A 23,469-nucleotide genomic window follows, 5' to 3' on the forward strand; every position below is an offset into this window, starting at 1 on the left:
TGACAATTACCAGCTAGCCTTTTTCAGACCCGGAATTTCACCGCGCATAGCGGCTTCACGGACCTTAATACGGCTCAACCCGAACTTCCGCAGGAAAGCGTGCGGACGACCAGTTTGACGGCAGCGGTTACGCTGACGAGACGGGCTGGAATCACGCGGCAGAGTCTGCAGCTTCAGAACTGCATTCCAACGATCTTCGTCGGTTGCGTTCACATCAGAGATGATAGCTTTCAGTTCAGCGCGTTTAGCGAAGAATTTATCAGCTAAAGCTACGCGTTTTACTTCGCGTGCTTTCATTGATTGCTTAGCCATTCAGTAACCCTACCTTACTTGCGGAACGGGAAGTCAAAGGCAGCCAGCAGAGCACGGCCTTCTTCATCAGATTTCGCAGTAGTGGTAATGGTAATATCCAAACCACGGACGCGATCGACTTTGTCGTAATCGATTTCTGGGAAGATGATCTGCTCACGGACACCCATGCTGTAGTTACCACGACCGTCGAAAGACTTAGCGGACAAGCCACGGAAGTCACGGATACGCGGTACAGCAATAGTGATCAGGCGCTCAAAGAACTCCCACATGCGTTCGCCACGCAGAGTTACTTTACAGCCGATCGGATAGCCCTGACGGATTTTGAAGCCTGCAACAGATTTGCGTGCTTTGGTGATAAACGGTTTTTGACCGGAGATTGCTGCCAGGTCAGCTGCTGCGTTATCCAGCAGTTTCTTGTCAGCGATCGCTTCACCAACACCCATGTTCAGGGTGATCTTCTCGACCCGAGGGACTTGCATGACAGAATTGTAGCTAAACTCAGTCATGAGTTTTTTAACTACTTCGTCTTTGTAGTAATCATGCAGTTTCGCCATCGTACTACTCCAAATTACTTGATAGTTTCGCTGTTAGACTTGAAGAAACGGACTTTTTTGCCGTCTTCGAATCTAAAGCCTACACGGTCAGCCTTGCCGGTTGCCGCATTGAAGATAGCAAGGTTAGAGATCTGAATAGCTGCTTCTTTCTCTACGATGCCGCCTGGTTGGTTCAGAGCCGGAACCGGCTTCTGGTGTTTCTTAACCAGGTTGATACCTTCAACGATGACCTTGCCGGAAGACAGGACATTTTTTACTTTACCGCGCTTACCTTTATCTTTACCGGTTAACACGATAACTTCGTCATCACGACGGATTTTAGCTGCCATGATTCGCTCCTTAGAGTACTTCTGGTGCCAGAGAGATAATTTTCATGAACTTTTCAGTACGAAGTTCACGAGTTACCGGCCCAAAAATACGCGTACCGATAGGCTGCTCACTGTTATTGTTTAAAATAACGCATGCATTACCATCGAAGCGAATGACAGAACCGTCCGGGCGACGAACACCCTTCCTGGTGCGCACCACTACCGCCTTCAGCACATCACCTTTTTTGACCTTACCACGCGGAATTGCTTCTTTGATGGTGATCTTGATGATGTCGCCTACGCCTGCGTAGCGACGGTGCGAGCCACCCAGAACCTTGATACACATTACGCGACGTGCACCGGAGTTGTCGGCGACGGTCAGCATAGTCTGTTCTTGGATCATTTCAGTGCTCCGCTAATGTCAACTACTACTTTGGGACCCAAATCTCGGGTCGTTAAAAAGCCCCATATCGGGGGCGCGGCATTATAACACCGCTTCTTAGATATGGGTAGAAAAAATAAACGGCCCATTTCTGGACCGTTTATCGTTGAGAACGCGTACTGTATTACAGAATCGCTTTCTCTACAACGCGAACCAGCGTCCAGGACTTAGTCTTGGACAGCGGACGGCATTCGCGGATTTCAACCACGTCACCAGTACCGCATTCGTTGTTCTCGTCATGTACGTGCAGTTTGGTCGTACGCTTGATGAATTTACCGTAGATCGGGTGTTTCACAAAACGTTCGATAGCAACAACGATGGATTTCTCCATTTTATCGCTAACAACGCGACCTTGCAGAGTACGGATTTTATCGGTCATTACGCACCCGCCTTCTCAGTCAGTAAAGTCTTAACGCGTGCGACATCACGACGCACTTGCTTCAACAGGTGAGACTGTTGCAGCTGGCCACTGGCTGCCTGCATACGCAGGTTGAACTGCTCACGCAGCAGGTTCAGCAGCTCGGTGTTCAGCTCTTCAACACTCTTCTCACGCAGCTCTTTTGCTTTCATTACATCACCGTCTTAGTTACAAAGGTGGTTTTAATCGGCAGTTTCGCTGCTGCCAGCTTGAATGCTTCACGGGCCAGCTCTTCAGACACACCGTCCATTTCGTACAGGACTTTACCTGGCTGAATCAAGGCAACCCAATACTCCACGTTACCTTTACCTTTACCCATACGCACTTCGAGCGGCTTTTCGGTGATCGGTTTGTCCGGGAATACACGGATCCAGATCTTACCTTGACGCTTAACTGCACGGGTCATAGCACGACGTGCTGCTTCGATCTGACGTGCAGTCAGACGACCACGGCCAACAGCTTTCAGACCGAAAGTGCCGAAGCTAACATCCGTACCCTGCGCCAGACCACGGTTGCGGCCTTTGTGCACTTTACGGAATTTTGTACGCTTTGGTTGTAACATCAGCGACGCTCCTTATTTCCGGCCTTTACGCTGCTGCTTTTTAGGTTGAGCAGCCGGTTTTTCCGGTTGTTCAACAGCAGCCATACCACCCAGGATCTCACCTTTGAAGATCCACACTTTAACGCCGATTACACCATAAGTGGTGTGCGCTTCAGAGGTGTTGTAGTCGATGTCAGCACGCAGAGTGTGCAGCGGAACGCGACCTTCACGGTACCATTCGGTACGTGCGATTTCCGCGCCGCCCAGACGGCCGCTAACTTCAACTTTGATACCTTTAGCGCCCAGACGCATTGCGTTCTGTACAGCACGCTTCATAGCACGACGGAACATAACGCGACGTTCCAGCTGTGAAGTGATGCTGTCAGCAACCAATTTAGCGTCCAGTTCCGGTTTACGGACTTCGGCGATATTGATCTGTGCAGGAACGCCAGCGATATCCGCTACGACCTTACGCAGTTTTTCGACGTCTTCGCCTTTCTTACCGATAACGATACCCGGGCGAGCAGTGTGAATAGTCACACGGATGCTCTTAGCCGGACGCTCGATAACGATACGAGATACGGACGCCTTCGCCAGTTCCTTAGTAAGGTACTGACGAACTTTAAAATCGCTGTCCAGGTTGTCAGCGAATTCTTTGGTGTTCGCAAACCAGGTAGAGTTCCATGGTTTTACAATACCCAGGCGAATACCATTAGGATGTACTTTCTGACCCATTGCTAGTCTCCAGAGTCTCAGCGATCGGACACAACCACAGTAATGTGGCTGGTGCGCTTCAGGATGCGATCTGCACGACCTTTCGCACGCGGCATAATGCGCTTCATGCTTGGGCCTTCGTCTACGAAAATTTTCGCAACTTTCAGATCGTCAATGTCAGCGCCATCGTTGTGTTCAGCGTTAGCAATGGCAGATTCCAGAACCTTCTTGACCAGTACAGCCGCTTTCTTGTTGGTGTAGGTCAAAATGTCCAGGGCCTGCGACACTTTCTTACCGCGGATCAGGTCTGCCACCAGGCGAACCTTTTGAGCAGAAGAACGAGCGTGGCGATGTTGAGCTAAAGTTTCCATCTCTTCCTCCTACTTATTTCTTCTTGGCTTTTTTATCAGCCGCGTGACCGCGATAAGTACGTGTCGGTGCAAATTCACCCAGTTTGTGACCGACCATTTCGTCGGAAACAAATACCGGAACGTGCTGACGACCATTATGGACAGCGATGGTCAAACCGATCATGTTTGGAAAGATCGTTGAACGACGGGACCAAGTGCGCAGGGGCTTCTTGTCACCGCTTTCCACCGCTTTCTCTACCTTCTTCAGCAAGTGCAGGTCAATAAAAGGACCTTTCTTGAGAGAACGTGGCATGGCTTATCCTCTAATATTATTTGCTACGGCGACGTACGATAAATTTATCAGTACGCTTGTTGCTGCGGGTCTTCTTACCTTTGGTCTGAACGCCCCACGGAGTTACCGGGTGCTTACCAAAGTTACGACCTTCACCACCACCATGTGGGTGATCTACCGGGTTCATCGCCGTACCGCGAACGGTAGGACGAACACCACGCCAGCGTGCAGCACCTGCTTTACCCAGAACGCGCAGCATATGCTCAGCATTGCCAACTTCGCCCAGAGTTGCGCGGCAGTCAGCTTCAACTTTGCGCATTTCGCCAGAACGCAGACGCAGGGTGACATAAGCACCATCACGAGCAACGATCTGAACATAGGTACCAGCAGAACGCGCCAGCTGACCGCCTTTACCTGGTTTCATTTCTACGTTATGAACGGTAGAACCAACCGGGATATTGCGCATCGGCAGGGTGTTACCCGCTTTGATAGCAGCATCAACGCCAGACTGAATCTGGTCGCCAGCTTTCAGGCCTTTAGGGGCCAGGATGTAACGGCGTTCGCCGTCTTTGTACAGAACCAGCGCGATGTTCGCGGAGCGGTTCGGATCGTACTCAAGACGTTCAACAACAGCCGGGATACCGTCTTTGTTGCGTTTGAAGTCAACAATACGATAAGCCTGCTTATGGCCGCCACCGATGTGACGAGTGGTGATGCGACCATTGTTGTTACGACCACCGGATTTGCTGTTTTTTTCAACCAGCGGAGCAAAAGGTTTGCCCTTATGCAGCTCAGGGTTAACCACTTTAACAACGTGGCGACGACCCGGAGATGTCGGTTTACACTTAACAACTGCCATTGTATTACTCCTCCGACTTACTCAGCGCCGCCAACGAAGTCCAGGTTCTGGCCTTCTTTCAGGGTGACGTAAGCTTTTTTCCAGTCGCTACGACGACCGATACGCTGTCCGTGACGTTTAACTTTCCCTTTAACTACCAGGGTGTTAACGACTTCGACTTCGACTTCAAACAGTTTCTGCACAGCAGCTTTGATTTCTGCTTTGGTCGCGTCTTTACCAACTTTGAGAACGATGGTATTGGTTTTTTCCATCGCAGTAGACGCTTTTTCAGAAACGTGCGGCGCACGAAGCACCTTCAGCAGACGTTCTTCACGAATCATGCCAGCATCTCCTCAACTTGCTTAACAGCATCAGCAGTCATTACGACTTTGTCGAAGGCGATCAGGCTAACCGGGTCGATACCTGCTGCGTCACGTACGTCAACCTTGTGCAGGTTACGTGCGGCCAGGAACAGGTTCTCGTCCAGCTCACCGGTGATGATCAGCACATCTTCCAGAGCCATGTCTTTCAGTTTCTGAGCCAGCAGCTTAGTTTTAGGCGCTTCTACAGAGAACTGCTCGACAACGATCAGACGATCCTGACGTACCAGTTCGGACAGAATGCTTTTCAGCGCGCCGCGGTACATCTTTTTGTTAACTTTTTGACTGTGGTCCTGCGGACGCGCAGCGAAGGTTACGCCACCGGAACGCCAGATCGGGCTCTTAACAGAACCAGAACGCGCACGGCCAGTACCTTTCTGACGCCACGGTTTTTTACCAGAACCGGTTACTTCAGCACGGGTCTTCTGAGCACGAGTACCCTGACGAGCCCCAGCTGCGTAAGCAACTACAACCTGGTGTACCAGCGCTTCGTTGAAATCACGACCGAAGGTAGTTTCGGAAACAGTCAGCGCGCTCTGCGCGTCTTTCAATACTAATTCCATTGCTATCTCCTCACGCCTTCACAGCTGGTTTAACGATCAGGTCGCTACCGGTTGCACCCGGGACAGCACCTTTAACCAGCAGCAGGTTGCGCTCAGCGTCAACGCGTACTACGTCCAGGCTCTGAACAGTTACACGTTCGTTACCCAGCTGACCTGCCATTTTCTTGCCTTTGAACACTTTGCCCGGAGTCTGGTTCTGACCGATAGAACCCGGAACGCGGTGAGACAAGGAGTTACCGTGGGTAGCGTCCTGGGTACGGAAGTTCCAGCGCTTAACGGTACCAGCAAAACCTTTACCTTTAGAGGTACCGGTTACGTCAACTTTTTTAACTTCAGCAAACAGCTCAACGCTAATGTCCTGGCCTACAGAGAATTCTTCACCGTCAGCAAGACGGAATTCCCACAGACCACGGCCAGCTTCTACGCCAGCTTTAGCGAAGTGACCCGCTTCAGGCTTGGTGACGCGGTTAGCTTTTTTAGCACCGGTGGTTACCTGAACAGCACGGTAGCCGTCGTTAGCCAGGTCTTTAACCTGAGTCACGCGGTTTGCTTCTACTTCGATTACGGTTACTGGGATAGAGACGCCATCTTCAGTGAAGATGCGGGTCATACCCACTTTTTTACCGACTAAACCAATCATTGTATCAACCTCTCAATCGCTCGATGACCTGATTAACCCAGGCTGATCTGCACGTCTACACCGGCAGCCAGGTCCAGACGCATCAGAGCATCAACGGTTTTCTCGGTTGGCTCAACGATGTCAACCAGACGCTTGTGAGTGCGAATTTCGTACTGATCGCGCGCATCTTTGTTAACGTGCGGAGAGATCAGAACGGTAAAGCGCTCTTTGCGGGTCGGCAGCGGGATCGGACCACGGACCTGCGCACCAGTGCGCTTGGCAGTCTCGACGATTTCCGCGGTTGATTGATCGATCAGACGATGATCAAACGCTTTAAGACGGATACGGATTCTTTGGTTCTGCATGAGACCAGAGCTCCAATTATTTTATAGACAAATAGCTACTCCTCATACCCATTACGATTGATGGGAGAGTGTAACCGTTCTTACAGAGTTCCCCGATTGGGAACATTGTTTGGTAGCCAAAAGCGCTGCCAGGGTTCATATTGAACCAGCCGTCAATTACGACAAGCCGGCGTATTATACTTATACATGGCCCGGATGCAAGGTCTTACGCTTCAAAATTGCACGATATTCGCGGCCCCGTCACTGTTCTTCACCCTGCACCTCTTTCAGCGCTTGCCGGACGCGCAGCCGCAATGCGTCATGGTCGCTTGCGGTGTCCTCGCGCTCGTCGTCCAAAGCCGCATCCTCATCGCTGGACAGCAGTTCATCGGCCATTATCCCCTCTTCTTCTGCTTCATCGGTTTCAATCTCAATGCGGGCAGGCAACGGTTTCTTTTTAAACACATAATGCACATCGGAAAGCCAGTAGTTACGGGCTGGTTCATATGCAGCGCGGTCTGAGATCTCAGGTAAGAACCGCTGCCCGATGACGTGCCCGTAATAGCCGCACGCCAGCATCAGGATGATCCATAGTGCCCAGCCCCCTGCCCGCAGACCATGGCGCCTGCGCTCGTCTGGTGTTGCTTTCAGCGTGACGGCGCCTTTGTCCCCATTTTGCGCCTGGTAAGCCCTGAAGATCCGCATCATTTCGCGCTTTCCTTTATTGCTACTGTATCTGACGTACTTTCATTAATAAGCTGCGGCGCCTCGCCCAGCGCTTGCTGTAAACGGATCAGCGTGCGTTTTCCCGGTTTGCCATCCTGCCTGAGATTTTCCCGTTGCTGGAAGAGCTTCACTTTCTCGGTGAGCGCTGGCGTCCATTCACCTTGCTTGTCGACCGGCACGTTGAGCGCCCGGCTGAGTAACGCATCCAGCCAGACGATACTTTCCGGCGAGCTTTTATCGGAAACCGTGATTTTTCCGTCCGGCGTCTGCTTTTCCATCAGCACATAGTTTCCGTCCCAGTGCGCTGTAAACCAGTCGCGCCGCACTGTCCACGTCTTACCGGCAATCAGCAGATCAAGTTCAGTGTCCGACATGCGCATCACCACCGCATGTAATCCTTTATTTATGCGTAACTGCGCCATCCACGGCAGCTCACGCCCGGCCAGATCGTTCAGGCTCGCTTTGCCACTTTCGCAGGCAAGTTCTGCGCGTCCGGCCTGATCGCACCAGGCCTCTTCAGGGAGGACGTCATAGCCCCAGGTGCTGAACAGCTGTTGCATGGCGTCGCGCATGTGGGTTCCGCTATCGGTGATATCAACGACCGGCTCTTTTTCTTCTGTGGGGATCATCATCCAGCCCGGAACAGGAAGCGCCGGTTTTAGCGTATCGACACTCAGCCAGCCAACGGTGAATGCCAGCCCGGCGTATAGCGCCAGCAGGCTGCCACAGCGTGCCGCGCTGCGTTGCGGCGCCAGCAGATTCAGTAATTGCCCTTCCTGTCGCGCTGTCAGCGTGGTCATCTGGCCTGCAAGCGCCAGCTGATATGCCGATCTGGCTATACGGCTGAGCAGTGCAAGGTTGCCTCGCGCCGCGTTTGCTGCCCGATCGGTAAACGCCCGGCGCAGACTTACCACTTCCCCCTCATTCATCTGGTGAAGCATAAATGCATGGGTTTCGTCACTGTCGGGCAGAGGCATGCCGATCGGAAAATCGATTTGTGATTTGATTTTCCGGTGACGCATTAACGCCTTGCTGCCTGCCAACAGCAGGCTGACGCCTGCCTGCCGGGACGCTGCCAGCTGACGGAAATCATGTATCAGCACCGGCAGGTGACGGCTCAGCACATCCGCATTATCAATAATGAACAGTACAGGTTGGTCGGCCTCCGGCACCGCTGACATCGCGTGCTGCCAGAACTGCGTTATCGCAACAGGCTCTGCATTAACGGGCGCGGCGGGCATCATCCGGCAACGGTACGCTTCGCCACCAGCCCGCCAGACGCAGGCGTGTCCGGGGTAACCCGCCGCGAGTTGGTGCGCCAGCGTCGATTTTCCACATCCGGGCGCACCATACAACAGGCCCACACTGCCAGACCGCAGCTCCTGAACAATAAAGGTTTTAATTAATTCATATCCTGAAAAAGGATATAACGTCGATAGACGTTCTGTACTGCTCATTTATAAAAGGTCATCCATCAGAGCCGTTAATATTATCACCACAGAATATAAGAAGAATCGTACAGTTATTTCACTACAATCATCATTAAATATGATGAGGTTGAATACGATATTTAAAGACTATACCATATTCAGCTTCTTCAGGATAAGTACGCAGACTCATGGATACAAGAATTCAGCAACTGGCTGGCGCTATTAAACAACAAAGACAGACCGTATTATGCGGACTGCTGGTTTGCTTATCCGCGATACTTATTATTTATTCCGTGTATGATTACGCGCAATTGTCCCGTAAATTTACTCCGCAAGATGAGCCCGCAGGCGTTTCGCGGCGCATGGCCGCATTCAGCCTGCCAATGAACATGCCGCAGAATACCGAGGCCTTGCCGAAAAATAGTGATAACCCCAGACAACACCAAAGCACGCCGCTCAATCTCATTGTTAATGGTGTCATCGCCAGCACCTTAAGAAATCGCTCCCAGGCCATTATTACGGTGAATAACAAAACAGAAATATATAATTTTGGTGATTATATAGAAGATCTTCCCGGCGTCTTTATTTCCTCGATCGACAGCAACAGCGTAACCATTAATAATAACGGTGAGCCACAAAATTTTATTTTGAATGATTCACCCGAATTATCATTATCGACATCGTTATCGTCAGCGGCTTCGGAAACTGGCACGGTTTATCTCGGCGATCTCCTGATTACCAATCTGGTTTATCAGCAGGACGCTTTACAGGGCATCAGGTTGAATATGCGTACCGACGCCGCCGGATCCCTTACGGCGGGACTCAAGCCCGGGGATCTGGCGATTAAGATGAACAGCTACAGCCTGACGCGCAAAGATTCCGCAGAAGCGGCCATTCAGGCGCTGGCCTCATTACGCACCGCGCAATTCACCGTGCTGCGCGATGGACAGGAAGAACTGGTCAACGTGTCAACGGACGCGGATGACAATAATAAGGATAACTAAATTGCTCAAGGGAATGACACGAACTGCCGCATGGATGCTGGCCTTACAACTTTGTTGCAGTGCCCCTTCATCGGTGGCGGCGCAGTACTCTGCAAACTTCAAAAATGCCGACATCAGGGATTTTATCTCTTCAGTCAGTAAGCAAATCGGCAAAACCATTCTGGTCGATCCCTCCGTCCAGGGAAGTATCTCGGTCCGCAGCTTTGATAACTTCAATGAGGCGGAGTATTACCAGTTCTTCCTCAGCGTACTGGATATCTACGGTTATACCGTGGTTACGCTGGATAACGGCTTGCTGAAGGTGGTGCGTTCCGCTGCGCTTAAAACCGCGCCCGGCGTACTGCAGGAGTCCTCGCAGCCAGCAGTGGGCGATGAGTTTATCACCCGCGTGGTATCGTTAAAAAACGTGCCTGCGCGCGATCTTGCTCCGCTATTACGCCAGATGATGGAGGGCGGCGGCATCGGTAACGTGGTGCATTACGATCCCTCGAACGTGCTGCTGGTGACCGGCAAAGCCACTATGGTTAACCGCATTCTTGAAGTGGTGAAGCGGGTGGATGTGATTGGCACACAGGAGCGGGAACTGGTGAAGCTGCGTTACGCCTCGGCGGTCGATCTCTCGGAAGTGATCAACAACCTGCTACGCGAAGAATCAAAAGAAAACCCGACGCAGATCCTGTTGCCGAAAGTCGTCGCCGACAAACGTACCAACGCCCTGCTCATCAGCGGGCCAGACAACGTGCGCCAGCGTCTGAAATCCCTGGTCTACAAGCTGGATATTGAGCAGACCAACCTCGGCAACACTCGCGTTTTCTATCTGCAGTATGCAAAAGCCAGCAAAATTGTCGAGGTGCTGACCGGCGTCTCGGCAAAGCTGTCTGAAGACAAACAGTCCTCGCCGCAGAGCGTGTCATCGGGCCCCAGCGATGTCTCCATTACTGCCGATGAACAGACCAACTCAATCGTTATTACCGCCGATCAAAGCACCCTCCAGGAGCTGGAAAAGGTGATCGCGCGGCTGGACATTCGCCGCGCGCAGGTGCTGGTTGAGGCGATCATCGTTGAAGTACAGGATGGCAAAGGGCTGAACCTGGGCGTGCAGTGGGCGAATAACAATGTTGGCGGTCAACAATTTACCCAGACCGGGCTGCCAATTTTTGATGCTTCCCAGGGCGCGCGCCAGTTTAAAGAAAGCGGTTCCATGAGCAGCGATAACGCTATCTCCAGCGCGCTGAGCAGTTTTAACGGGCTGGCGACGGGCTTTTTCGAGGGCGACTGGAGCGTGCTGCTCACCGCGCTGGCGTCTGATAACAAGAACGATATTCTCGCCACTCCCAGTATCGTCACCCTCGATAACAAAGAAGCGTCCTTTAACGTAGGCCAGGATGTCCCTGTTCTTTCCGGCTCGCAAACCACCTCCGGCGATAACGTCTTTAACACCGTTGAGCGTAAAACTGTCGGTACTAAACTGAAAGTGACACCGCAGGTCAACGAAGGCGACGCCGTCCTGATGGAGATCGAGCAGGAGGTGTCCAGCGTTGACAGCTCATCCGGTAACGCCAGCTCCCTCGGCCCCACGTTCAATACCCGCACCATACAAAACGCCGTGCTGGTGAAAAGCGGTGAAACCGTGGTGCTGGGTGGGCTGCTGGATGAGTCCGCCAAAGAGCAGGTCTCCAAGGTGCCGCTGCTGGGGGACATTCCGCTTATAGGCCAGCTGTTCCGCTATACCTCCACCGACAGCGCCAAACGCAATCTGATGGTCTTTATCCGCCCGACCATTATTCGCGATGATGAGGTGTACCGTTCGCTGTCGAAAGACAAATACACCCGCTACCGCGATATGCAAAAGCAGCGTATCGATAAGTCCACCAGCGCGTTGATCAAAGTCGATGATGACGAGCGCCCGATGCTGAAAGAGATGGATGAGGATCTGGCGCCCGCGCCCGGCCCGTCAGCACGCAATCCTTTCAGGGAATAGGGGGTTCGCAACATGGCTGATTTATGGAAACGCATCCCGCCAGGACAACCGCTGCCGGTGAGCTATGCGCAGGTGCAAAAACAGGGCGTGGCAGTGGCCGGCGATCAACTGGTCTGCCGTACCGATACGCCGCTGGAAATCTTACTGGAAGCCCGCTACGCCCTGCCCGACCGTGTCCGATTCACGCGTCTGGAGCCTGCACAGTTTGAGGACTATCTGGAGCCGCTGTTCCGCAACGGCACCGGGGACTCGCGGCAGATTGCCGAAGATCTCGATCAGGATGTCGATCTGGCGACGCTGAGCGAAGAGCTGCCGGATAATGCGGACTTGCTTAGCGATGAAAATGACGCGCCGGTGATCCGCCTGATCAACGCCATTCTTCACGAGGCGGTAAAAGAAGGCGCGTCGGATATTCATATCGAAACCTTCGAGAAATCGCTGGTGGTGCGCTTTCGCGTTGACGGCATCCTGAAGCCGGTGTTGCAGCCGGGCAAAAAACTCGCGCCGCTGCTGATTTCACGTATTAAAGTGATGGCGCGTCTGGATATTGCGGAAAAACGCCTGCCGCAGGACGGCCGCATCTCCCTGCGCCTCGGGCGTAAAAATATCGATGTGCGTGTCTCGACGCTGCCCTCGCAGTACGGCGAGCGCGCCGTGCTGCGCCTGCTGGATAAAAACAATTTACGGCTGTCGCTGGACACGATGGGGCTGACCGCCGGCGATGCGCAGCGCCTGCATTTTCTGGTGCGGCAGCCGCACGGCATCATCCTGGTGACCGGCCCGACCGGTTCGGGTAAAAGCACCACGCTGTACGCGGTGCTTTCTGAGCTGAACTCCCCCCAGCGCAATATCCTGACCGTGGAAGATCCTATTGAATACGAGCTGGAAGGCATCGGCCAGACGCAGGTGAACAGCCGCGTGGACATGTCTTTTGCCCGCGGCTTACGCGCCATTCTGCGTCAGGATCCGGACGTGGTGATGGTGGGTGAGATCCGCGATATGGAAACCGCGCAGATTGCGGTGCAGGCCTCCCTGACCGGCCACCTGGTCTTATCGACGCTGCACACTAACAGCGCCTGCGGGGCGATCACGCGCCTGCGCGATATGGGCGTGGAGCCGTTTCTGCTGTCGTCCTCCCTCTCCGGCGTGATTGCCCAGCGTCTGGTGCGCCGGTTGTGCCCTTCCTGTCGCACGCAAACCGCCCTGCCCGGGGAGCTAAAAGCCCTGTTGCGTACCCTCGCCCCGGATGCCACCCATTGCTGGCAGGCGGTGGGCTGTAGCGACTGTCGGGGTTCAGGTTACCAGGGGCGACTGGCGATCCACGAGATCATGGTAGTGGATAAGCATATGCGCAGCATTATTCATCGTGATGCCGACGAACATGCGCTGGAGCAGTGCCTGCGCCAGCAAAGCCGCAGCCTGCGGGAAAACGGTCTGCTGCGCGCCCTTGCCGGTGAAACGACCATTGAAGAAGTCATGCGCGTCACCTCAGCGCAGGAAGAACTGCAATGAAATTTCAGTGGCAGGCAATGGATGCCAGCGGCGTGACCCGCCATGGAACTTTAAGCGCGGCCAGCAGTAAAGAGGCCCGTGACACGCTGCGCGCTCAGGGGCTTTACCCGTTGACGCTGCGGGAAAAAAAGTCGGTGTCATGGTTTACCCCCCCGACAAAAACCGCGCGGCTGCGGCTGAGCGGCAACGAACTGGCGCTTTTTACCCGCCAGCTGGCCACCCTCGCCAGCGCCTCCCTGCCGCTGGAGGAAGCGCTGGCCGTTATTGGCCGTCAGAACCAGAACAGCAAGCTCAACCATATCCTGACCGATCTGCGCGAGCATATTCTCGCCGGGCACACGCTTTCCGATGCGCTGGCCGCCTGGCCGCGTATTTTCGACACCATTTACCGCACGCTGGTCAAAGCCGGCGAAAAAAGCGGCCAGCTCGGCACGGTGCTGGAAAAACTCGCGGACTATAACGAGCTGCGGCAAAAAATGCGCAGTAAGCTCATCCAGGCGCTGGTGTATCCCACCATGCTGACCAGCGTCGCGGTGATCGTGGTGACCATTTTGCTGACCACGGTGGTACCTAAAGTCGTGGAGCAGTTTCTGCATATGAAACAGCAGTTACCGCTGTCCACGCGCGCACTCCTTACGATCAGCGATGCGCTTCGCGATTTTGGCCCCTTTTTGCTGGCGGCGCTGGTGGTCGCGCTGCTGTTATTCCGCCACTGGCTTACCAGACCCGGCAAACGTCATCAGTTCGACCGCTGGCTGCTGGCTTTCCGGCTCAGCCGGGGGCTACTGCGCGCCGTGCACTGCGCCCGTTATCTGTACACCTTAAGCATTTTGCATACCAGCGGCGTGCCGCTGCTGGAAGGTATGAGTCTGTCGGCAGAGGGCATTAACAATCGTGAGATCCAGGCCCGACTGCGCGACGCCGCCGACCGTGTGCGTCAGGGATCGGGTTTTCACCTGGCGCTGGATAAATGCGATCTCTTTCCGCCGATGATGCTCTATATGATCGCCTCCGGCGAGAAGAGTGGCCAGCTCAGCGAGCTGATGGCCCGCGCCGCCGAACAGCAGGAAACCTTATTGCAAAACCGCATCGCGCTGGCGCTGGCACTGTTTGAGCCAGGGCTGATTATCACCATGGCGATGATTGTACTGTTCATTATCGTCTCGGTGTTGCAACCAATCTTACAACTCAATTCATTAGTGACTTAAGGAAAAGCAATATGAACACAGAGTCTCAGAAACGGCAGCAGGGGTTTACCCTGCTCGAACTGATGGTAGTTATCGTTATTCTTGGCGTGCTGGCAAGCCTGGTGGTGCCTAACTTAATGGGTAATAAAGAGCGCGCCGATAAGCAGAAAGCCATCAGCGACATTGTGGCGCTGGAAAACGCGCTGGATATGTACAAGCTCGACAACCATCGCTACCCGGTAACGGCTCAGGGGCTGAAAGCGCTGGTTGAAAAGCCCACCAGCTCGCCGATCCCGGAAAATTACAACACCTCCGGCTATATCAAACGCCTGCCGCAGGATCCCTGGGGAAATGATTATCTGCTGGTCAGCCCTGGCGAGCACGGGGATTACGACATTATCTCTGCGGGCGTTGACGGTGAAGCGGGCACCCAGGATGACATTAATAACTGGGAAATGGATAAAGCGAAGCCCTGACCATGAAGGCGGTAAAAGGATTTACCCTGCTGGAAATATTACTGGTGCTGACGCTGCTGGCGTTAAGCGCCACGCTGGTGATGATGGTGAGCGACGACGATCGCAAAAAAGCCATCACCGCCGGTGAGCAACTGGCGGCGCTGATGGAATACACCGCTGACTGGTCAACCATGGAAGACCGCAGCGCGGGTATTGAGATCCGTGAACGGGGCTGGCGCATTGTGACGCCAGTACGTAACCGCTGGCAGCCCCCTGAAAACTATTTCCGGCTGGCGACCGAAGGCGACTGGCACGACAGCTGGCGGGTCACGCTCTCGCCCGCCTCTCTGGCCAGACAGGCCGCCGGGACGCCGCAAATCCTTATCCGTCCGGACGGCGAAATCACGCCCTTTACGCTGCAAATCCAGGATCGGCAAAGCCAGGCAGTACTCTTTACTCTGACCAGCACCGGCGGCCTGCCGTTGCAATTCAGCAGTGGAGCAACACCATGAGCCGCCAGCAGTCCGGCATGACCCTGCTGGAAGTGCTGTTGGCGCTGGTGATCTTCGCCTCCGTCTCGCTGACGCTGATCAACAGCCTGAGCGGGCAAATCGCCGCCACCTCCAAGATGGAAGAGCAGGTGTTCGCCAGTTGGGTTGCCGATAATGTGCTGAAAAAGCAGCAGCTATCCGCCACACCGCTGGCCGCAACCGCGCAGGGTAAAAGCCAGATGGGCCAACGAAGCTGGACATGGACGCTAACGGCGTCGGCATCGGACGTGCCGGGTATGCAGCTATTAACGGCGGAAGTTTCTATTGATAACGGGCAGAAAATGCGGCTCCGCCGCTATGTGCCCGCAGAGAAAGGAGCCGCCGATGCCCCGACACGCTAAAGCACAGACCGGCTTCACGCTGCTGGAAGTGCTGCTGGCGATTGCGCTCTTTGCGGTGCTCAGCCTGCTCACCGGCCAGTTACTGAGGGCAACGGTAAACAGCAATGAGGTGACGAAACAGCATCAGCAACGTTTTGCGACCCTGGTTCGCGCGGTCAATCTGCTGGATAAAGATGTCTGGCAGATCGTGCCGCTGATGCCGCCGGAGGGCGAAAAAAGCCGTCTGATGCTCACCACCGCCAGCAACAATGACATGCCGGACATCTGCTGCGCGCCGGATCTGCAGCGCGTAGAGTGGTCGCTTAAAAATCACTCCCTTTACCGCGCCATCTGGCGCTATCCGGAGGATGAGCAGCCGTCCATCACGCAGCCCATGTTGACGGACGTGAACGCCTTTACCCTGCGTTATTACCTTAAGGATGCCGTGGTGACCACGCTTCCGCCCGGGGAATACCCGAGGGCGATTGAAGCCGAAATCAATATCAACGGGTCAGGCACGATCACGCGCCTGCTTCTGCTGCCGGAAAACCGCCGCAACGGAGGCACGCCATGAGATCGCAAAAAGGCGTGGCGCTGCTGGTGGTGTTGATGATCCTGGCAATCATGGCCGCGCTGGCCAGTGAAATGACGCTGCGCTATCAGATCAATATCAAGCGCACCGGTTATACGCGGCAACAGTTGCAGCAGAACTGGCTGCTAGGACTGGCTGAGCATCAGGCGATGCTGACGCTTGCGCAGGATCTGCGCGATAACGCCAAACTGCTGACGCGCGATCAGCTGTGGGCGCAGCCACAGCGGCTGTCGCTTGCCAGCGGCGAGACCATCAACTGGCAACTGACTGACCGCCAGGCCTGCTTTAACATCAATGCGCTGGTGAATGCGCCCACTGACATCATGGCGGACGTGCCCGCCAGCGTACAGGTCTTTACCGCCCTGCTCGCCAATCTTGGCGTGACCGGCGCACCAGCCGAAGCGCTTATCGACGCCATTGCTGATTATATCGACAGCGATGAAACGCCGCGCCGTGCCGGTGCGGAAAACGACTATTACCGCACCAGTGGCGATCCCCATACCATCGGCGGACGCCGCCTGTATTCGGTAAGCGAACTCCGTCAGATCAAAGGTATGACGCCTGCGCTGTACCAGCAGCTCATCCCTTTTACGTGTGCGCTGCCGAACGATGAGCTGAAGATCAACATCAGCACTCTGACGCGTAAAGATGCGCCTCTGCTGGCGGCGATGCTGAATAACGCCGTGCAGGTCAGCGACATTCGCGCCCTGTTTGATAAACAGAAGCGTCAGGGCTGGACGAGCATTGCCGCGCTGAAAGCATCCATCGAAAAATCCTTTCCGGGACGCAAGGAAGAACTGGAGGCGTTTAAAAATATCGCTGCCACCACCAGCCAGTATTTCCGGCTGGAAACCATCGTGGATCAGGGGGAGAGCCGCAGCGGCACGATCAGCGATCTGGAATTTGATACGAAAAAGTCGCAACTCTTTATCACCGCCCGCCGACGCGCGGCGGTCGGGCATTAAAAGGATTTACCTCGTGCAGAAAATTATCTTACGCCCTTTACCAGGAAAACTGGTGTGGTGCATTGCCGGTGAAACACCCGCGCCGACGCTTCACGAACTGGAGGACTATCTTCAGCCGGGCGCGCTGGCGCATCTGCCGCCCGCCGATACCGTCTGCCTGTTGCTGTCGCCGGAATACCTCTGTTTTCGCCGCGCCGAACTTCCTGCTGCAAATTACAAAATTACGCCGCAAACCCTGAGCTGGCTGGTGGAAGACAGCGTAACCGGCAACGCCGACGATCTGCTGTGGACGGTACTCTGCCGGGAAGAGAATACGCTGCATCTGGCGGGGATCGCCCGGCGCGCCCTCGCGGAGATGCTGGCGGCGTTCTCGGTGGCGGGCGTGACGCTCACCCATATGGTGCCGGATGGTTTCTGGCTGCCTCATGTGGCGAACGGCTGGAGTCTGAGTCAGGAGGCGTCGCGGTGGATGATCCGTTACGACGCCTGGAAAACGGGCGTGCTGGACGAGGCGCTGCTAGGTCATTTGCTCAGCTCCTGCCCGGAGATGCCTGTCGTGAGCGCCAGCCCATTTCCGGTGGAGCACACCGCGGTTGAATATATTCAGGAGCCCGGACACTGGTACGACGCTGACACCCTGCCTGCGGTTAACCTCATTCAGGGCGCGTTTCGCCCGGCCCGGCCTGTGAGACAGGCGCCACGCGCGCTGAAATATGGCGCAGCGGTAATGACAGGCCTGGCAATGGCGCTCTTTTTCGGTCTGAAAGGGCTGACGCTCTGGCAGTTGCATCAGCAAAAACAGGCGCTGGTATCCGAAGGACGGACGCTGTGGAGCCGCTATTTTCCCGGCGAGGATCGCAGTAATAACTTCAAATTTTTCTTCGCCTCCTCCGTTAAAAACCGTCATCCGGACGTGCTGACGTTGCTGACGCAGCTTCAGGAAAAGTTACAGCCCTGGCCGGGGCTGACGCTAAGCCATGTCAGTTACGATCTCGATACTCACCGTTTTGAGGCGATCCTCAACGCGAACGATGCCGGACAGCTCAGCGGATTTATGGCCCAGGCCGCCGGTGAATATACCGTTCTGCAACAACCGGACGGTGTGAAGATCAGCTTAAAGGAGCGCAAATGAATTCTTTCTGGCAATCAAGAAGCGCTGGCGAAAAACGCAGCCTGATGCTGCTCGCGCTGTTCAGCCTGCTGCTGGCGTTCTGGTACGGCGTACTACAGCCGCTGAACAAAGCCATCCTGCAACAACAGCAGGAATACGCCCGGCTGAAAAGCGAGATCCAGTGGGTGAGCGAGGCCGCACAGCGCAGCGGACTGGTGGGCAGCCAGCTGCTGACCGGTGACGTCCCGACGCTGATACAGCACAGCGCGGCGCAGGCGGGTCTGAACGTGGTGGTGACGCCAGCCACGCCCGGTCGTTTTACCGTCGCGCTTTCCGCTGCCAGCAGCAGCGCATTTTTCAGCTGGCTGGATGAGATGCAAAACCGGGGTTTGCAGGTATCTCGATTAGCGTTCAGCGCAGGCAGCGCGCCGGACAGCATCACCATTGCAACACTCGAATTCGCTCAGGCAGGCACGCATGATTAACGAAACGTACGTCGCAATGCTGGCGCTGGTAGGGTTACTTACCGGCAGCGTTATGAATGTGGTGGTTTACCGTCTGCCGCTGATGATGGAGAACGACTGCCCGGCAAACTGGCATATCGCCTGGCCGCCCTCGCACTGCCCGCATTGTCAGCACCGCATAAGGTACGTGGATAACATTCCGCTGCTCGGCTGGCTGTTGCTGCATGGCCGCTGCCGGGACTGCCGGCAGCCCATCTCCGCTCGCTATCCTCTGACCGAACTGACCTGCGGCGTCGCTTTCGCGCTGATTGCCGCGCTGTTCCCGGACCATGCCGATGCCTTTGCCGTGATGCTGCTGTTCTGGTTTGTACTGGCGCTGGCGCAAATCGATGCCCGCACGTACTTGCTGCCGGACCGGCTGACGCAGCCGTTGATCTGGCTCGGTATGCTTTATCATGCGCTGTATCAGCAGAACACCTTAACGGATGGGCTGTTCGGCGCGGTGGCAGGCTACCTTTCGCTGTGGCTGGTGTGGTGGATATACCGGCTGATAACCGGTAAAGAAGGGCTGGGACTTGGGGATGCGAAATTGCTGGGGGCGCTGGGAGCCTGGAGTGGCTGGCAGGCGTTACCGACGGTGCTGCTGGGCGCGTCACTGATGGGGATTGTCTGCTGGATGGCGCTGCGCCTGACGCGGGGTACGCAGGTTCCACAAATCGCCTTCGGTCCCTGGCTGGGGCTGGCGGGATGGGTTATTTTCAGCGCACAGTTGTTGGGGTGGGAAATATACTGAAGCAGAGCGGCGAACTGTCGCCGCTCTGTGGATAATGCTTACTCTTCGCGGATCTGGGCCTGCAGGTAATTCTGAATGCCCATTTTCTGGATGAGATCCAGTTCCGTTTCCAGCCAGTCGATATGCCCTTCTTCATCGGCCAGAATTTCAATCATCATGTCACGGCTGACATAGTCATGAACGCTGTCCGCCCAGGCAATGGCTTCGCGCAGATCCTTCGCCCCATCTAATTCAAGCGCAAGATCGGAACGCAGCATCTCTTCAACATCTTCACCAATGTTGAGTTTGCCCAGGTCCTGGAGATTGGGGATCCCTTCAAGGAACAAAATACGCTCAATATATTTATCGGCGTGTTTCATTTCATCAATGGATTCATGGTATTCGACGTCATTAAGACGTTTGAGGCCCCAGTTTTTAAACATGCGTGCATGTAAGAAATACTGGTTGATTGCGACAAGCTCGTTTCCCAATAATTTATTGAGATAATTTATTATCTTAACATCACCTTTCATTTTATCGTTCCTCCGCTTCCACTACCTACAAGCGTAGTAGAACGTCGAAAAATTGCGCTATGCAAACGGCTGAGCCTGCGGTTAAGCAGGCTCTGGTTGTTAAGACTTATACTCTTATTTTTGCAGCATCTGAGGTGTGACCGTCATGCTTGTCAGCACCTTCAGGCGGGCAGAATCGGGTTGAGAGCCATCTGCAAGCGCAAAGACATATTCATCGCCCGCTTTTGGATTCTCACTGGTAGCGCTTAAGTATCGATTATTGCGCAAGTCCCCTAGCATGGCCGCCGAGGTCCCCGTATTGACTTGATCCATTTTGTAAAACGATCCTACGAAAGTCGATCCCGTCACCTTACCAGTTTGATCTTTATGATCGATATACATGTTGAGATATTGCCGACTATGGACGAGGCTTATGTCAGCGATCACACTATATTCCAGTTTGCCGTTGATATTTTTAATGTAGGTATCAACGATATCGCTGCTCTCCGCTGTATTCAGTTGTTCCTGAGTCACCTCCAGAGAGGCGTAAACATTGCTCGGGTCATTATCATCAACGAGTTTTGCCACTACTCCTGGCTCAGTGAATACCCCTGTATTCAGGCAGAAAACAACCGTATCGCTATCGGGTTTATTCTCACTCTCACAGTAATTCTTACTCCCTTTCACGTTAATGATAGCGACATAGTTACTGTGATCGGTCGGGGTCGGCATCGTGAATCGCAGTTTTTTATTTTCATAAAAATCGCGGCTCATTGTCCATTTGAACCCTGCATCTGCACTGTTTGGAATAACCCGGCCCAACTGAAAATGAGTAATGTTCGGAGCGACGTCCTCCTTAATGACATCGGCGACAATGTTGCCCAGCTCGTGCGTTTCAGTATCGCCGCTCAGATCCCAGACGATAGCGCCACCAAATTGCTGCTGCTTAATGTAATTAACTTTCTCGCGCACCGACTGAGGATCGTCATAGGTAAAAAACTCTTTGGTTTTGCTGCTATACAGATAAGGCACCATCGCTTCCGGATCCCAGTAACGCGTATAATCGCCGCTGGCTAACATCTCTTTCAGGCGATACCAGGGGTTAGTACCCGTAAACTGACCATCATCATCCCACGCGCCATGAACAGTCGCGGTACCCGGTGCAAACAGACCCGGCAGGCCTTTCACTATTTCGGTCGGCTCCACGTTGCCCCAGCCGCGTCCATACCAGGGGATACCCATCATCAGTTTATTCTTTGGCACTTGCCAGGTAGTGGCATATTCCGTCATTGCAGACGCGGTATTGAATTTCTGATCTTCATCTTTGCTGTTGGCATGAAGCGGCGCGTTATGACCGGTGATCGGATCGAATGAGCCGTGGAAGTCATAGGCCATAACGTTGACAGAATCGAGCAGCGCCGTGTTTTCCGCCAGATTGATATACTGCATCTTACTGTGGCTGGCGGTAACAGCTGCGGAAAGCTGATAATATTTATCATCTTTAATGCCCTGATCGTCGAGTTTGCTGCGCAACGACTTAATCAGTTTAGTAAACTGGCTTTTATCCGCTTCGGTATCCGGATATTCCCAGTCAACATCCACCCCGTCAAAGCCCCAGGTCAGCATATAATTGACAATGCTATTAGCCAGCTTCTCGACACCAGCATCCGTGGCGGTCGCGGTTTCAAATTCTCCTTCCAGCGAGTTATTCCAGCCCCCGACAGAAATAATATTGGTGACGCCTGCGGCTTCGGTACGCTTATCCAGATCTCTCATCAGACCGGGACCTTGCTCAGTATCATGGGTGATGACTTCACCATTTTTCACAATACCAAAGCCGTAATTCAGGTGGGTGATCTTACTGTAATCAATTTTGTCCGGCGTAAAATTACGGTGCGCGTCATAGACACCCCATTCCGGGAAATAGCCGTAAATTTTACGTTGTCCGGCAACTTTCGCTTTCTGTTCGTTTTGGAAATCAATCGCCGCCTGACCGGTATAAGGCGTAAAGTCGAATATACCCAGCGTTTGGATATTTATCTCAGTACCTCTCTCCCAGACGCTGTCAACACCCGGATATTCACCAGGATTTACCCACCACTTACTGGTCCAGTAGTGGTTGTCATAGCGAACAACTGTTCCGGTCGTCGGGTAAGACTGGCTCGGATCGTATATTGGCGTCTCAATGACCTTATCGTCTTTTACCGCGACGGTAACGGTCACATTGCCCGGAAAGTTATCTTGATTTTCATTCTGGTAAGCAATCCAGGTGGCGCCGTTGTCTTTCGAAAGCATCTGACTGGCATCCAGGCCTGTGATGGTATTAGTCTGATCGTTAGCGATTAATGTTGCAGCCGATGCTGCAAATGGGAAACCCACTGTTGCAAGCAACAGTGCGCCCATAATTTTATTAAGGTGCATAATAAGTTCCTTTAATATTGTTGTCCGTTCTGTCGATTCATTGAAAACAGTGATAGTGATATACAGAGTCAGACGCAATGAAGTAGTGCCAGCAGTTACACTTTTCACTATCAGCAACGTTATAGCACTCCCGAAGCAACGGGCCTACAAAATAGGCCTGCAATACCAGCAAATAGGAAATTAGCCCGGAATTTATTCTTAAAAACAATAAAAAGCATTATTCAGCAAGAAATGACATATAATTTATTTTTCGGATGAAATATTAACGAAATGGGAAATTATATAAATTAAGCAACAAAAAGAATTTTTAATTTACTAAATGTAATGTCCAAATAAGTTATTTCTTATTAGAACGGTAATACGATTGCAGGGGATAAGAGAAAGGCTAAACAGAGGGACATAGCACGACGCTGTCTGCAGACGGTAATTTGCAACAGGCAGCTTCGCAGTAGTGACAGGAACTCAGGCGATTTCTTTAAACTCAGGTTGCTTCATCAGCTCATCTTCCATGATTTCACGCGCCGCACGTACGCACTTCCCGCACTGATTGCCAACCGGTATGAACTTCCTCAATTGCTGAAATGACTGAGGACTAAACTGGCGTACCGCCTGACGGATCTTTTTATCGCTCACGCCATTACACAGACAAATGTACATATGCACTCCCGTTCAAAATCTACCCAGATTGTAAATGAGAATGGTTATGATTTCAATGCCAGAAAAGAGGGTGGTATGGAACAGGGCACAACGTAAAAAAGCCGCCTGCAAGCAGGCGGCATAACATTTTATAC

At 53.6% G+C, this 23,469-nt stretch carries 32 protein-coding genes; 12 read left to right on the plus strand and 20 right to left on the minus strand.

Annotated elements, in window-relative coordinates; all coding sequences use genetic code 11:
• Positions 1 to 6: 6 nt before the first annotated feature.
• The 17 genes from rpsN to BMF08_RS03610 form a co-directional block, all read right to left on the minus strand.
• Complete coding sequence (gene rpsN, locus BMF08_RS03530) at positions 7 to 312, minus strand: 30S ribosomal protein S14 (protein WP_039076814.1); 306 nt, start codon at positions 310 to 312, stop codon at positions 7 to 9.
• Positions 313 to 326: 14 nt separating this feature from the next.
• Positions 327 to 866 (minus strand): 50S ribosomal protein L5, encoded by a 540-nt coding sequence (gene rplE / locus BMF08_RS03535; protein ID WP_072571571.1) that lies wholly within the window; start codon positions 864 to 866, stop codon positions 327 to 329.
• Positions 867 to 880: 14 nt separating this feature from the next.
• Positions 881 to 1,195, minus strand: a complete 315-nt coding sequence (rplX, locus tag BMF08_RS03540) for a 50S ribosomal protein L24 (RefSeq protein WP_003031122.1) — start codon at positions 1,193 to 1,195, stop codon at positions 881 to 883.
• A 10-nt stretch (positions 1,196 to 1,205) separates the two neighbouring features.
• Positions 1,206 to 1,577 (minus strand): 50S ribosomal protein L14, encoded by a 372-nt coding sequence (gene rplN, locus BMF08_RS03545; RefSeq protein WP_015960712.1) that lies wholly within the window; start codon positions 1,575 to 1,577, stop codon positions 1,206 to 1,208.
• Positions 1,578 to 1,740: 163 nt separating this feature from the next.
• The gene (gene rpsQ / locus BMF08_RS03550; RefSeq protein ID WP_017460070.1) at positions 1,741 to 1,995 is read right to left on the minus strand and encodes a 30S ribosomal protein S17; all 255 of its coding nucleotides are present in this window, start codon (positions 1,993 to 1,995) and stop codon (positions 1,741 to 1,743) included.
• The gene (rpmC, locus tag BMF08_RS03555; protein ID WP_000644742.1) at positions 1,995 to 2,186 is read right to left on the minus strand and encodes a 50S ribosomal protein L29; all 192 of its coding nucleotides are present in this window, start codon (positions 2,184 to 2,186) and stop codon (positions 1,995 to 1,997) included. Before rpmC ends, rpsQ begins: the two co-directional genes overlap by 1 nt.
• Entirely contained in the window at positions 2,186 to 2,596 is a 411-nt protein-coding gene (gene rplP, locus BMF08_RS03560) for a 50S ribosomal protein L16 (RefSeq protein ID WP_015962145.1), read from the minus strand. The genes rpmC and rplP overlap by 1 nt, the downstream gene beginning before the upstream one ends.
• 12 nt (positions 2,597 to 2,608) lie before the next feature.
• Positions 2,609 to 3,310: a 30S ribosomal protein S3 gene (gene rpsC, locus BMF08_RS03565; protein WP_000529945.1), complete on the minus strand. Its 702-nt coding sequence runs from the start codon at positions 3,308 to 3,310 to the stop codon at positions 2,609 to 2,611.
• Between the two features lie 17 nt (positions 3,311 to 3,327).
• Positions 3,328 to 3,660, minus strand: coding sequence for a 50S ribosomal protein L22 (rplV, locus tag BMF08_RS03570; RefSeq protein ID WP_002919773.1), 333 nt, complete (start codon positions 3,658 to 3,660; stop codon positions 3,328 to 3,330).
• Positions 3,661 to 3,673: 13 nt separating this feature from the next.
• Positions 3,674 to 3,952: a 30S ribosomal protein S19 gene (rpsS, locus tag BMF08_RS03575; RefSeq protein ID WP_001138115.1), complete on the minus strand. Its 279-nt coding sequence runs from the start codon at positions 3,950 to 3,952 to the stop codon at positions 3,674 to 3,676.
• Between the two features lie 16 nt (positions 3,953 to 3,968).
• Entirely contained in the window at positions 3,969 to 4,790 is an 822-nt protein-coding gene (gene rplB, locus BMF08_RS03580) for a 50S ribosomal protein L2 (RefSeq protein WP_000301869.1), read from the minus strand.
• Positions 4,791 to 4,807: 17 nt separating this feature from the next.
• Positions 4,808 to 5,110: a 50S ribosomal protein L23 gene (gene rplW, locus BMF08_RS03585; protein WP_072571572.1), complete on the minus strand. Its 303-nt coding sequence runs from the start codon at positions 5,108 to 5,110 to the stop codon at positions 4,808 to 4,810.
• The gene (gene rplD, locus BMF08_RS03590) at positions 5,107 to 5,712 is read right to left on the minus strand and encodes a 50S ribosomal protein L4 (RefSeq protein WP_072571573.1); all 606 of its coding nucleotides are present in this window, start codon (positions 5,710 to 5,712) and stop codon (positions 5,107 to 5,109) included. Before rplD ends, rplW begins: the two co-directional genes overlap by 4 nt.
• A gap of 10 nt (positions 5,713 to 5,722) precedes the next feature.
• The gene (gene rplC / locus BMF08_RS03595) at positions 5,723 to 6,352 is read right to left on the minus strand and encodes a 50S ribosomal protein L3 (protein WP_072571574.1); all 630 of its coding nucleotides are present in this window, start codon (positions 6,350 to 6,352) and stop codon (positions 5,723 to 5,725) included.
• Between the two features lie 32 nt (positions 6,353 to 6,384).
• Complete coding sequence (gene rpsJ / locus BMF08_RS03600) at positions 6,385 to 6,696, minus strand: 30S ribosomal protein S10 (RefSeq protein ID WP_001181005.1); 312 nt, start codon at positions 6,694 to 6,696, stop codon at positions 6,385 to 6,387.
• Positions 6,697 to 6,936: 240 nt separating this feature from the next.
• Entirely contained in the window at positions 6,937 to 7,383 is a 447-nt protein-coding gene (locus BMF08_RS03605) for a hypothetical protein (protein WP_083581001.1), read from the minus strand.
• Positions 7,380 to 8,765: a peptidoglycan-binding protein gene (locus BMF08_RS03610; protein ID WP_234007209.1), complete on the minus strand. Its 1,386-nt coding sequence runs from the start codon at positions 8,763 to 8,765 to the stop codon at positions 7,380 to 7,382. Before BMF08_RS03610 ends, BMF08_RS03605 begins: the two co-directional genes overlap by 4 nt.
• 254 nt (positions 8,766 to 9,019) lie before the next feature.
• On the opposite strand from BMF08_RS03610, the gene BMF08_RS03615 reads away from it, so the two are divergent.
• Genes BMF08_RS03615 through BMF08_RS03670 form a run of 12 tightly spaced genes read left to right on the plus strand, consistent with a single transcriptional unit; the run spans position 9,020 to position 19,766 of the window.
• Positions 9,020 to 9,835 (plus strand): type II secretion system protein N, encoded by an 816-nt coding sequence (locus tag BMF08_RS03615; protein WP_072571576.1) that lies wholly within the window; start codon positions 9,020 to 9,022, stop codon positions 9,833 to 9,835.
• Complete coding sequence (gene gspD / locus BMF08_RS03620; protein WP_072571577.1) at positions 9,813 to 11,816, plus strand: type II secretion system secretin GspD; 2,004 nt, start codon at positions 9,813 to 9,815, stop codon at positions 11,814 to 11,816. The genes BMF08_RS03615 and gspD overlap by 23 nt, the downstream gene beginning before the upstream one ends.
• 12 nt (positions 11,817 to 11,828) lie before the next feature.
• Positions 11,829 to 13,328 (plus strand): type II secretion system ATPase GspE, encoded by a 1,500-nt coding sequence (gene gspE / locus BMF08_RS03625; protein WP_072571578.1) that lies wholly within the window; start codon positions 11,829 to 11,831, stop codon positions 13,326 to 13,328.
• Entirely contained in the window at positions 13,325 to 14,536 is a 1,212-nt protein-coding gene (gene gspF / locus BMF08_RS03630) for a type II secretion system inner membrane protein GspF (protein WP_072571579.1), read from the plus strand. The genes gspE and gspF overlap by 4 nt, the downstream gene beginning before the upstream one ends.
• Before the next feature lie 11 nt (positions 14,537 to 14,547).
• Positions 14,548 to 14,991, plus strand: a complete 444-nt coding sequence (gene gspG, locus BMF08_RS03635; RefSeq protein WP_072571580.1) for a type II secretion system major pseudopilin GspG — start codon at positions 14,548 to 14,550, stop codon at positions 14,989 to 14,991.
• 2 nt (positions 14,992 to 14,993) lie between these two features.
• Entirely contained in the window at positions 14,994 to 15,482 is a 489-nt protein-coding gene (gene gspH / locus BMF08_RS03640; protein WP_072571581.1) for a type II secretion system minor pseudopilin GspH, read from the plus strand.
• Positions 15,479 to 15,862 carry a type II secretion system minor pseudopilin GspI gene (gspI, locus tag BMF08_RS03645; RefSeq protein ID WP_072571582.1) on the plus strand — a complete coding sequence of 128 codons (384 nt, stop codon included), beginning with the start codon at positions 15,479 to 15,481 and terminating at the stop codon, positions 15,860 to 15,862. Before gspH ends, gspI begins: the two co-directional genes overlap by 4 nt.
• Positions 15,846 to 16,415, plus strand: coding sequence for a type II secretion system protein GspJ (locus BMF08_RS03650; RefSeq protein ID WP_072571583.1), 570 nt, complete (start codon positions 15,846 to 15,848; stop codon positions 16,413 to 16,415). The genes gspI and BMF08_RS03650 overlap by 17 nt, the downstream gene beginning before the upstream one ends.
• On the plus strand, positions 16,412 to 17,398 hold the full coding sequence (gspK, locus tag BMF08_RS03655; protein WP_072571584.1) for a type II secretion system minor pseudopilin GspK: 987 nt from the start codon (positions 16,412 to 16,414) through the stop codon (positions 17,396 to 17,398). The genes BMF08_RS03650 and gspK overlap by 4 nt, the downstream gene beginning before the upstream one ends.
• A gap of 13 nt (positions 17,399 to 17,411) precedes the next feature.
• Positions 17,412 to 18,530: a type II secretion system protein GspL gene (gene gspL, locus BMF08_RS03660; protein ID WP_072571585.1), complete on the plus strand. Its 1,119-nt coding sequence runs from the start codon at positions 17,412 to 17,414 to the stop codon at positions 18,528 to 18,530.
• Positions 18,527 to 18,994, plus strand: a complete 468-nt coding sequence (gene gspM / locus BMF08_RS03665) for a type II secretion system protein GspM (protein WP_072571586.1) — start codon at positions 18,527 to 18,529, stop codon at positions 18,992 to 18,994. The genes gspL and gspM overlap by 4 nt, the downstream gene beginning before the upstream one ends.
• Positions 18,987 to 19,766, plus strand: a complete 780-nt coding sequence (locus BMF08_RS03670; RefSeq protein WP_072571587.1) for a prepilin peptidase — start codon at positions 18,987 to 18,989, stop codon at positions 19,764 to 19,766. The genes gspM and BMF08_RS03670 overlap by 8 nt, the downstream gene beginning before the upstream one ends.
• A 38-nt stretch (positions 19,767 to 19,804) precedes the next feature.
• Here BMF08_RS03670 and bfr read toward each other — a convergent pair whose 3' ends face one another.
• From bfr to bfd, 3 genes are all read right to left on the minus strand, one after another.
• Positions 19,805 to 20,278 carry a bacterioferritin gene (gene bfr, locus BMF08_RS03675; protein ID WP_072571588.1) on the minus strand — a complete coding sequence of 158 codons (474 nt, stop codon included), beginning with the start codon at positions 20,276 to 20,278 and terminating at the stop codon, positions 19,805 to 19,807.
• A gap of 114 nt (positions 20,279 to 20,392) precedes the next feature.
• Positions 20,393 to 22,678, minus strand: a complete 2,286-nt coding sequence (locus BMF08_RS03680; RefSeq protein ID WP_072571589.1) for a glycoside hydrolase family 18 protein — start codon at positions 22,676 to 22,678, stop codon at positions 20,393 to 20,395.
• A gap of 462 nt (positions 22,679 to 23,140) precedes the next feature.
• Positions 23,141 to 23,335, minus strand: a complete 195-nt coding sequence (gene bfd, locus BMF08_RS03685; protein ID WP_072571590.1) for a bacterioferritin-associated ferredoxin — start codon at positions 23,333 to 23,335, stop codon at positions 23,141 to 23,143.
• Between the last annotated feature and the right edge of the window lie 134 nt (positions 23,336 to 23,469).

Origin of the sequence: Enterobacter sp. SA187, assembly GCF_001888805.2 — a bacterium.
GTDB lineage: Bacteria > Pseudomonadota > Gammaproteobacteria > Enterobacterales > Enterobacteriaceae > Enterobacter_D.

Coding starts and splice junctions, on each gene's coding strand:
- rpsN (WP_039076814.1), bottom strand. CDS start 312: ATGGCTAAGCAATCAATGAAAGCACGCGAAGTAAAACGCGTAGCTTTA.
- rplE (WP_072571571.1), bottom strand. CDS start 866: ATGGCGAAACTGCATGATTACTACAAAGACGAAGTAGTTAAAAAACTC.
- rplX (WP_003031122.1), bottom strand. CDS start 1,195: ATGGCAGCTAAAATCCGTCGTGATGACGAAGTTATCGTGTTAACCGGT.
- rplN (WP_015960712.1), bottom strand. CDS start 1,577: ATGATCCAAGAACAGACTATGCTGACCGTCGCCGACAACTCCGGTGCA.
- rpsQ (WP_017460070.1), bottom strand. CDS start 1,995: ATGACCGATAAAATCCGTACTCTGCAAGGTCGCGTTGTTAGCGATAAA.
- rpmC (WP_000644742.1), bottom strand. CDS start 2,186: ATGAAAGCAAAAGAGCTGCGTGAGAAGAGTGTTGAAGAGCTGAACACC.
- rplP (WP_015962145.1), bottom strand. CDS start 2,596: ATGTTACAACCAAAGCGTACAAAATTCCGTAAAGTGCACAAAGGCCGC.
- rpsC (WP_000529945.1), bottom strand. CDS start 3,310: ATGGGTCAGAAAGTACATCCTAATGGTATTCGCCTGGGTATTGTAAAA.
- rplV (WP_002919773.1), bottom strand. CDS start 3,660: ATGGAAACTTTAGCTCAACATCGCCACGCTCGTTCTTCTGCTCAAAAG.
- rpsS (WP_001138115.1), bottom strand. CDS start 3,952: ATGCCACGTTCTCTCAAGAAAGGTCCTTTTATTGACCTGCACTTGCTG.
- rplB (WP_000301869.1), bottom strand. CDS start 4,790: ATGGCAGTTGTTAAGTGTAAACCGACATCTCCGGGTCGTCGCCACGTT.
- rplW (WP_072571572.1), bottom strand. CDS start 5,110: ATGATTCGTGAAGAACGTCTGCTGAAGGTGCTTCGTGCGCCGCACGTT.
- rplD (WP_072571573.1), bottom strand. CDS start 5,712: ATGGAATTAGTATTGAAAGACGCGCAGAGCGCGCTGACTGTTTCCGAA.
- rplC (WP_072571574.1), bottom strand. CDS start 6,352: ATGATTGGTTTAGTCGGTAAAAAAGTGGGTATGACCCGCATCTTCACT.
- rpsJ (WP_001181005.1), bottom strand. CDS start 6,696: ATGCAGAACCAAAGAATCCGTATCCGTCTTAAAGCGTTTGATCATCGT.
- BMF08_RS03605 (WP_083581001.1), bottom strand. CDS start 7,383: ATGATGCGGATCTTCAGGGCTTACCAGGCGCAAAATGGGGACAAAGGC.
- BMF08_RS03615 (WP_072571576.1), top strand. CDS start 9,020: ATGGATACAAGAATTCAGCAACTGGCTGGCGCTATTAAACAACAAAGA.
- gspD (WP_072571577.1), top strand. CDS start 9,813: ATGACAATAATAAGGATAACTAAATTGCTCAAGGGAATGACACGAACT.
- gspE (WP_072571578.1), top strand. CDS start 11,829: ATGGCTGATTTATGGAAACGCATCCCGCCAGGACAACCGCTGCCGGTG.
- gspF (WP_072571579.1), top strand. CDS start 13,325: ATGAAATTTCAGTGGCAGGCAATGGATGCCAGCGGCGTGACCCGCCAT.
- gspG (WP_072571580.1), top strand. CDS start 14,548: ATGAACACAGAGTCTCAGAAACGGCAGCAGGGGTTTACCCTGCTCGAA.
- gspH (WP_072571581.1), top strand. CDS start 14,994: ATGAAGGCGGTAAAAGGATTTACCCTGCTGGAAATATTACTGGTGCTG.
- gspI (WP_072571582.1), top strand. CDS start 15,479: ATGAGCCGCCAGCAGTCCGGCATGACCCTGCTGGAAGTGCTGTTGGCG.
- BMF08_RS03650 (WP_072571583.1), top strand. CDS start 15,846: ATGCCCCGACACGCTAAAGCACAGACCGGCTTCACGCTGCTGGAAGTG.
- gspK (WP_072571584.1), top strand. CDS start 16,412: ATGAGATCGCAAAAAGGCGTGGCGCTGCTGGTGGTGTTGATGATCCTG.
- gspM (WP_072571586.1), top strand. CDS start 18,527: ATGAATTCTTTCTGGCAATCAAGAAGCGCTGGCGAAAAACGCAGCCTG.
- BMF08_RS03670 (WP_072571587.1), top strand. CDS start 18,987: ATGATTAACGAAACGTACGTCGCAATGCTGGCGCTGGTAGGGTTACTT.
- bfr (WP_072571588.1), bottom strand. CDS start 20,278: ATGAAAGGTGATGTTAAGATAATAAATTATCTCAATAAATTATTGGGA.
- BMF08_RS03680 (WP_072571589.1), bottom strand. CDS start 22,678: ATGCACCTTAATAAAATTATGGGCGCACTGTTGCTTGCAACAGTGGGT.
- bfd (WP_072571590.1), bottom strand. CDS start 23,335: ATGTACATTTGTCTGTGTAATGGCGTGAGCGATAAAAAGATCCGTCAG.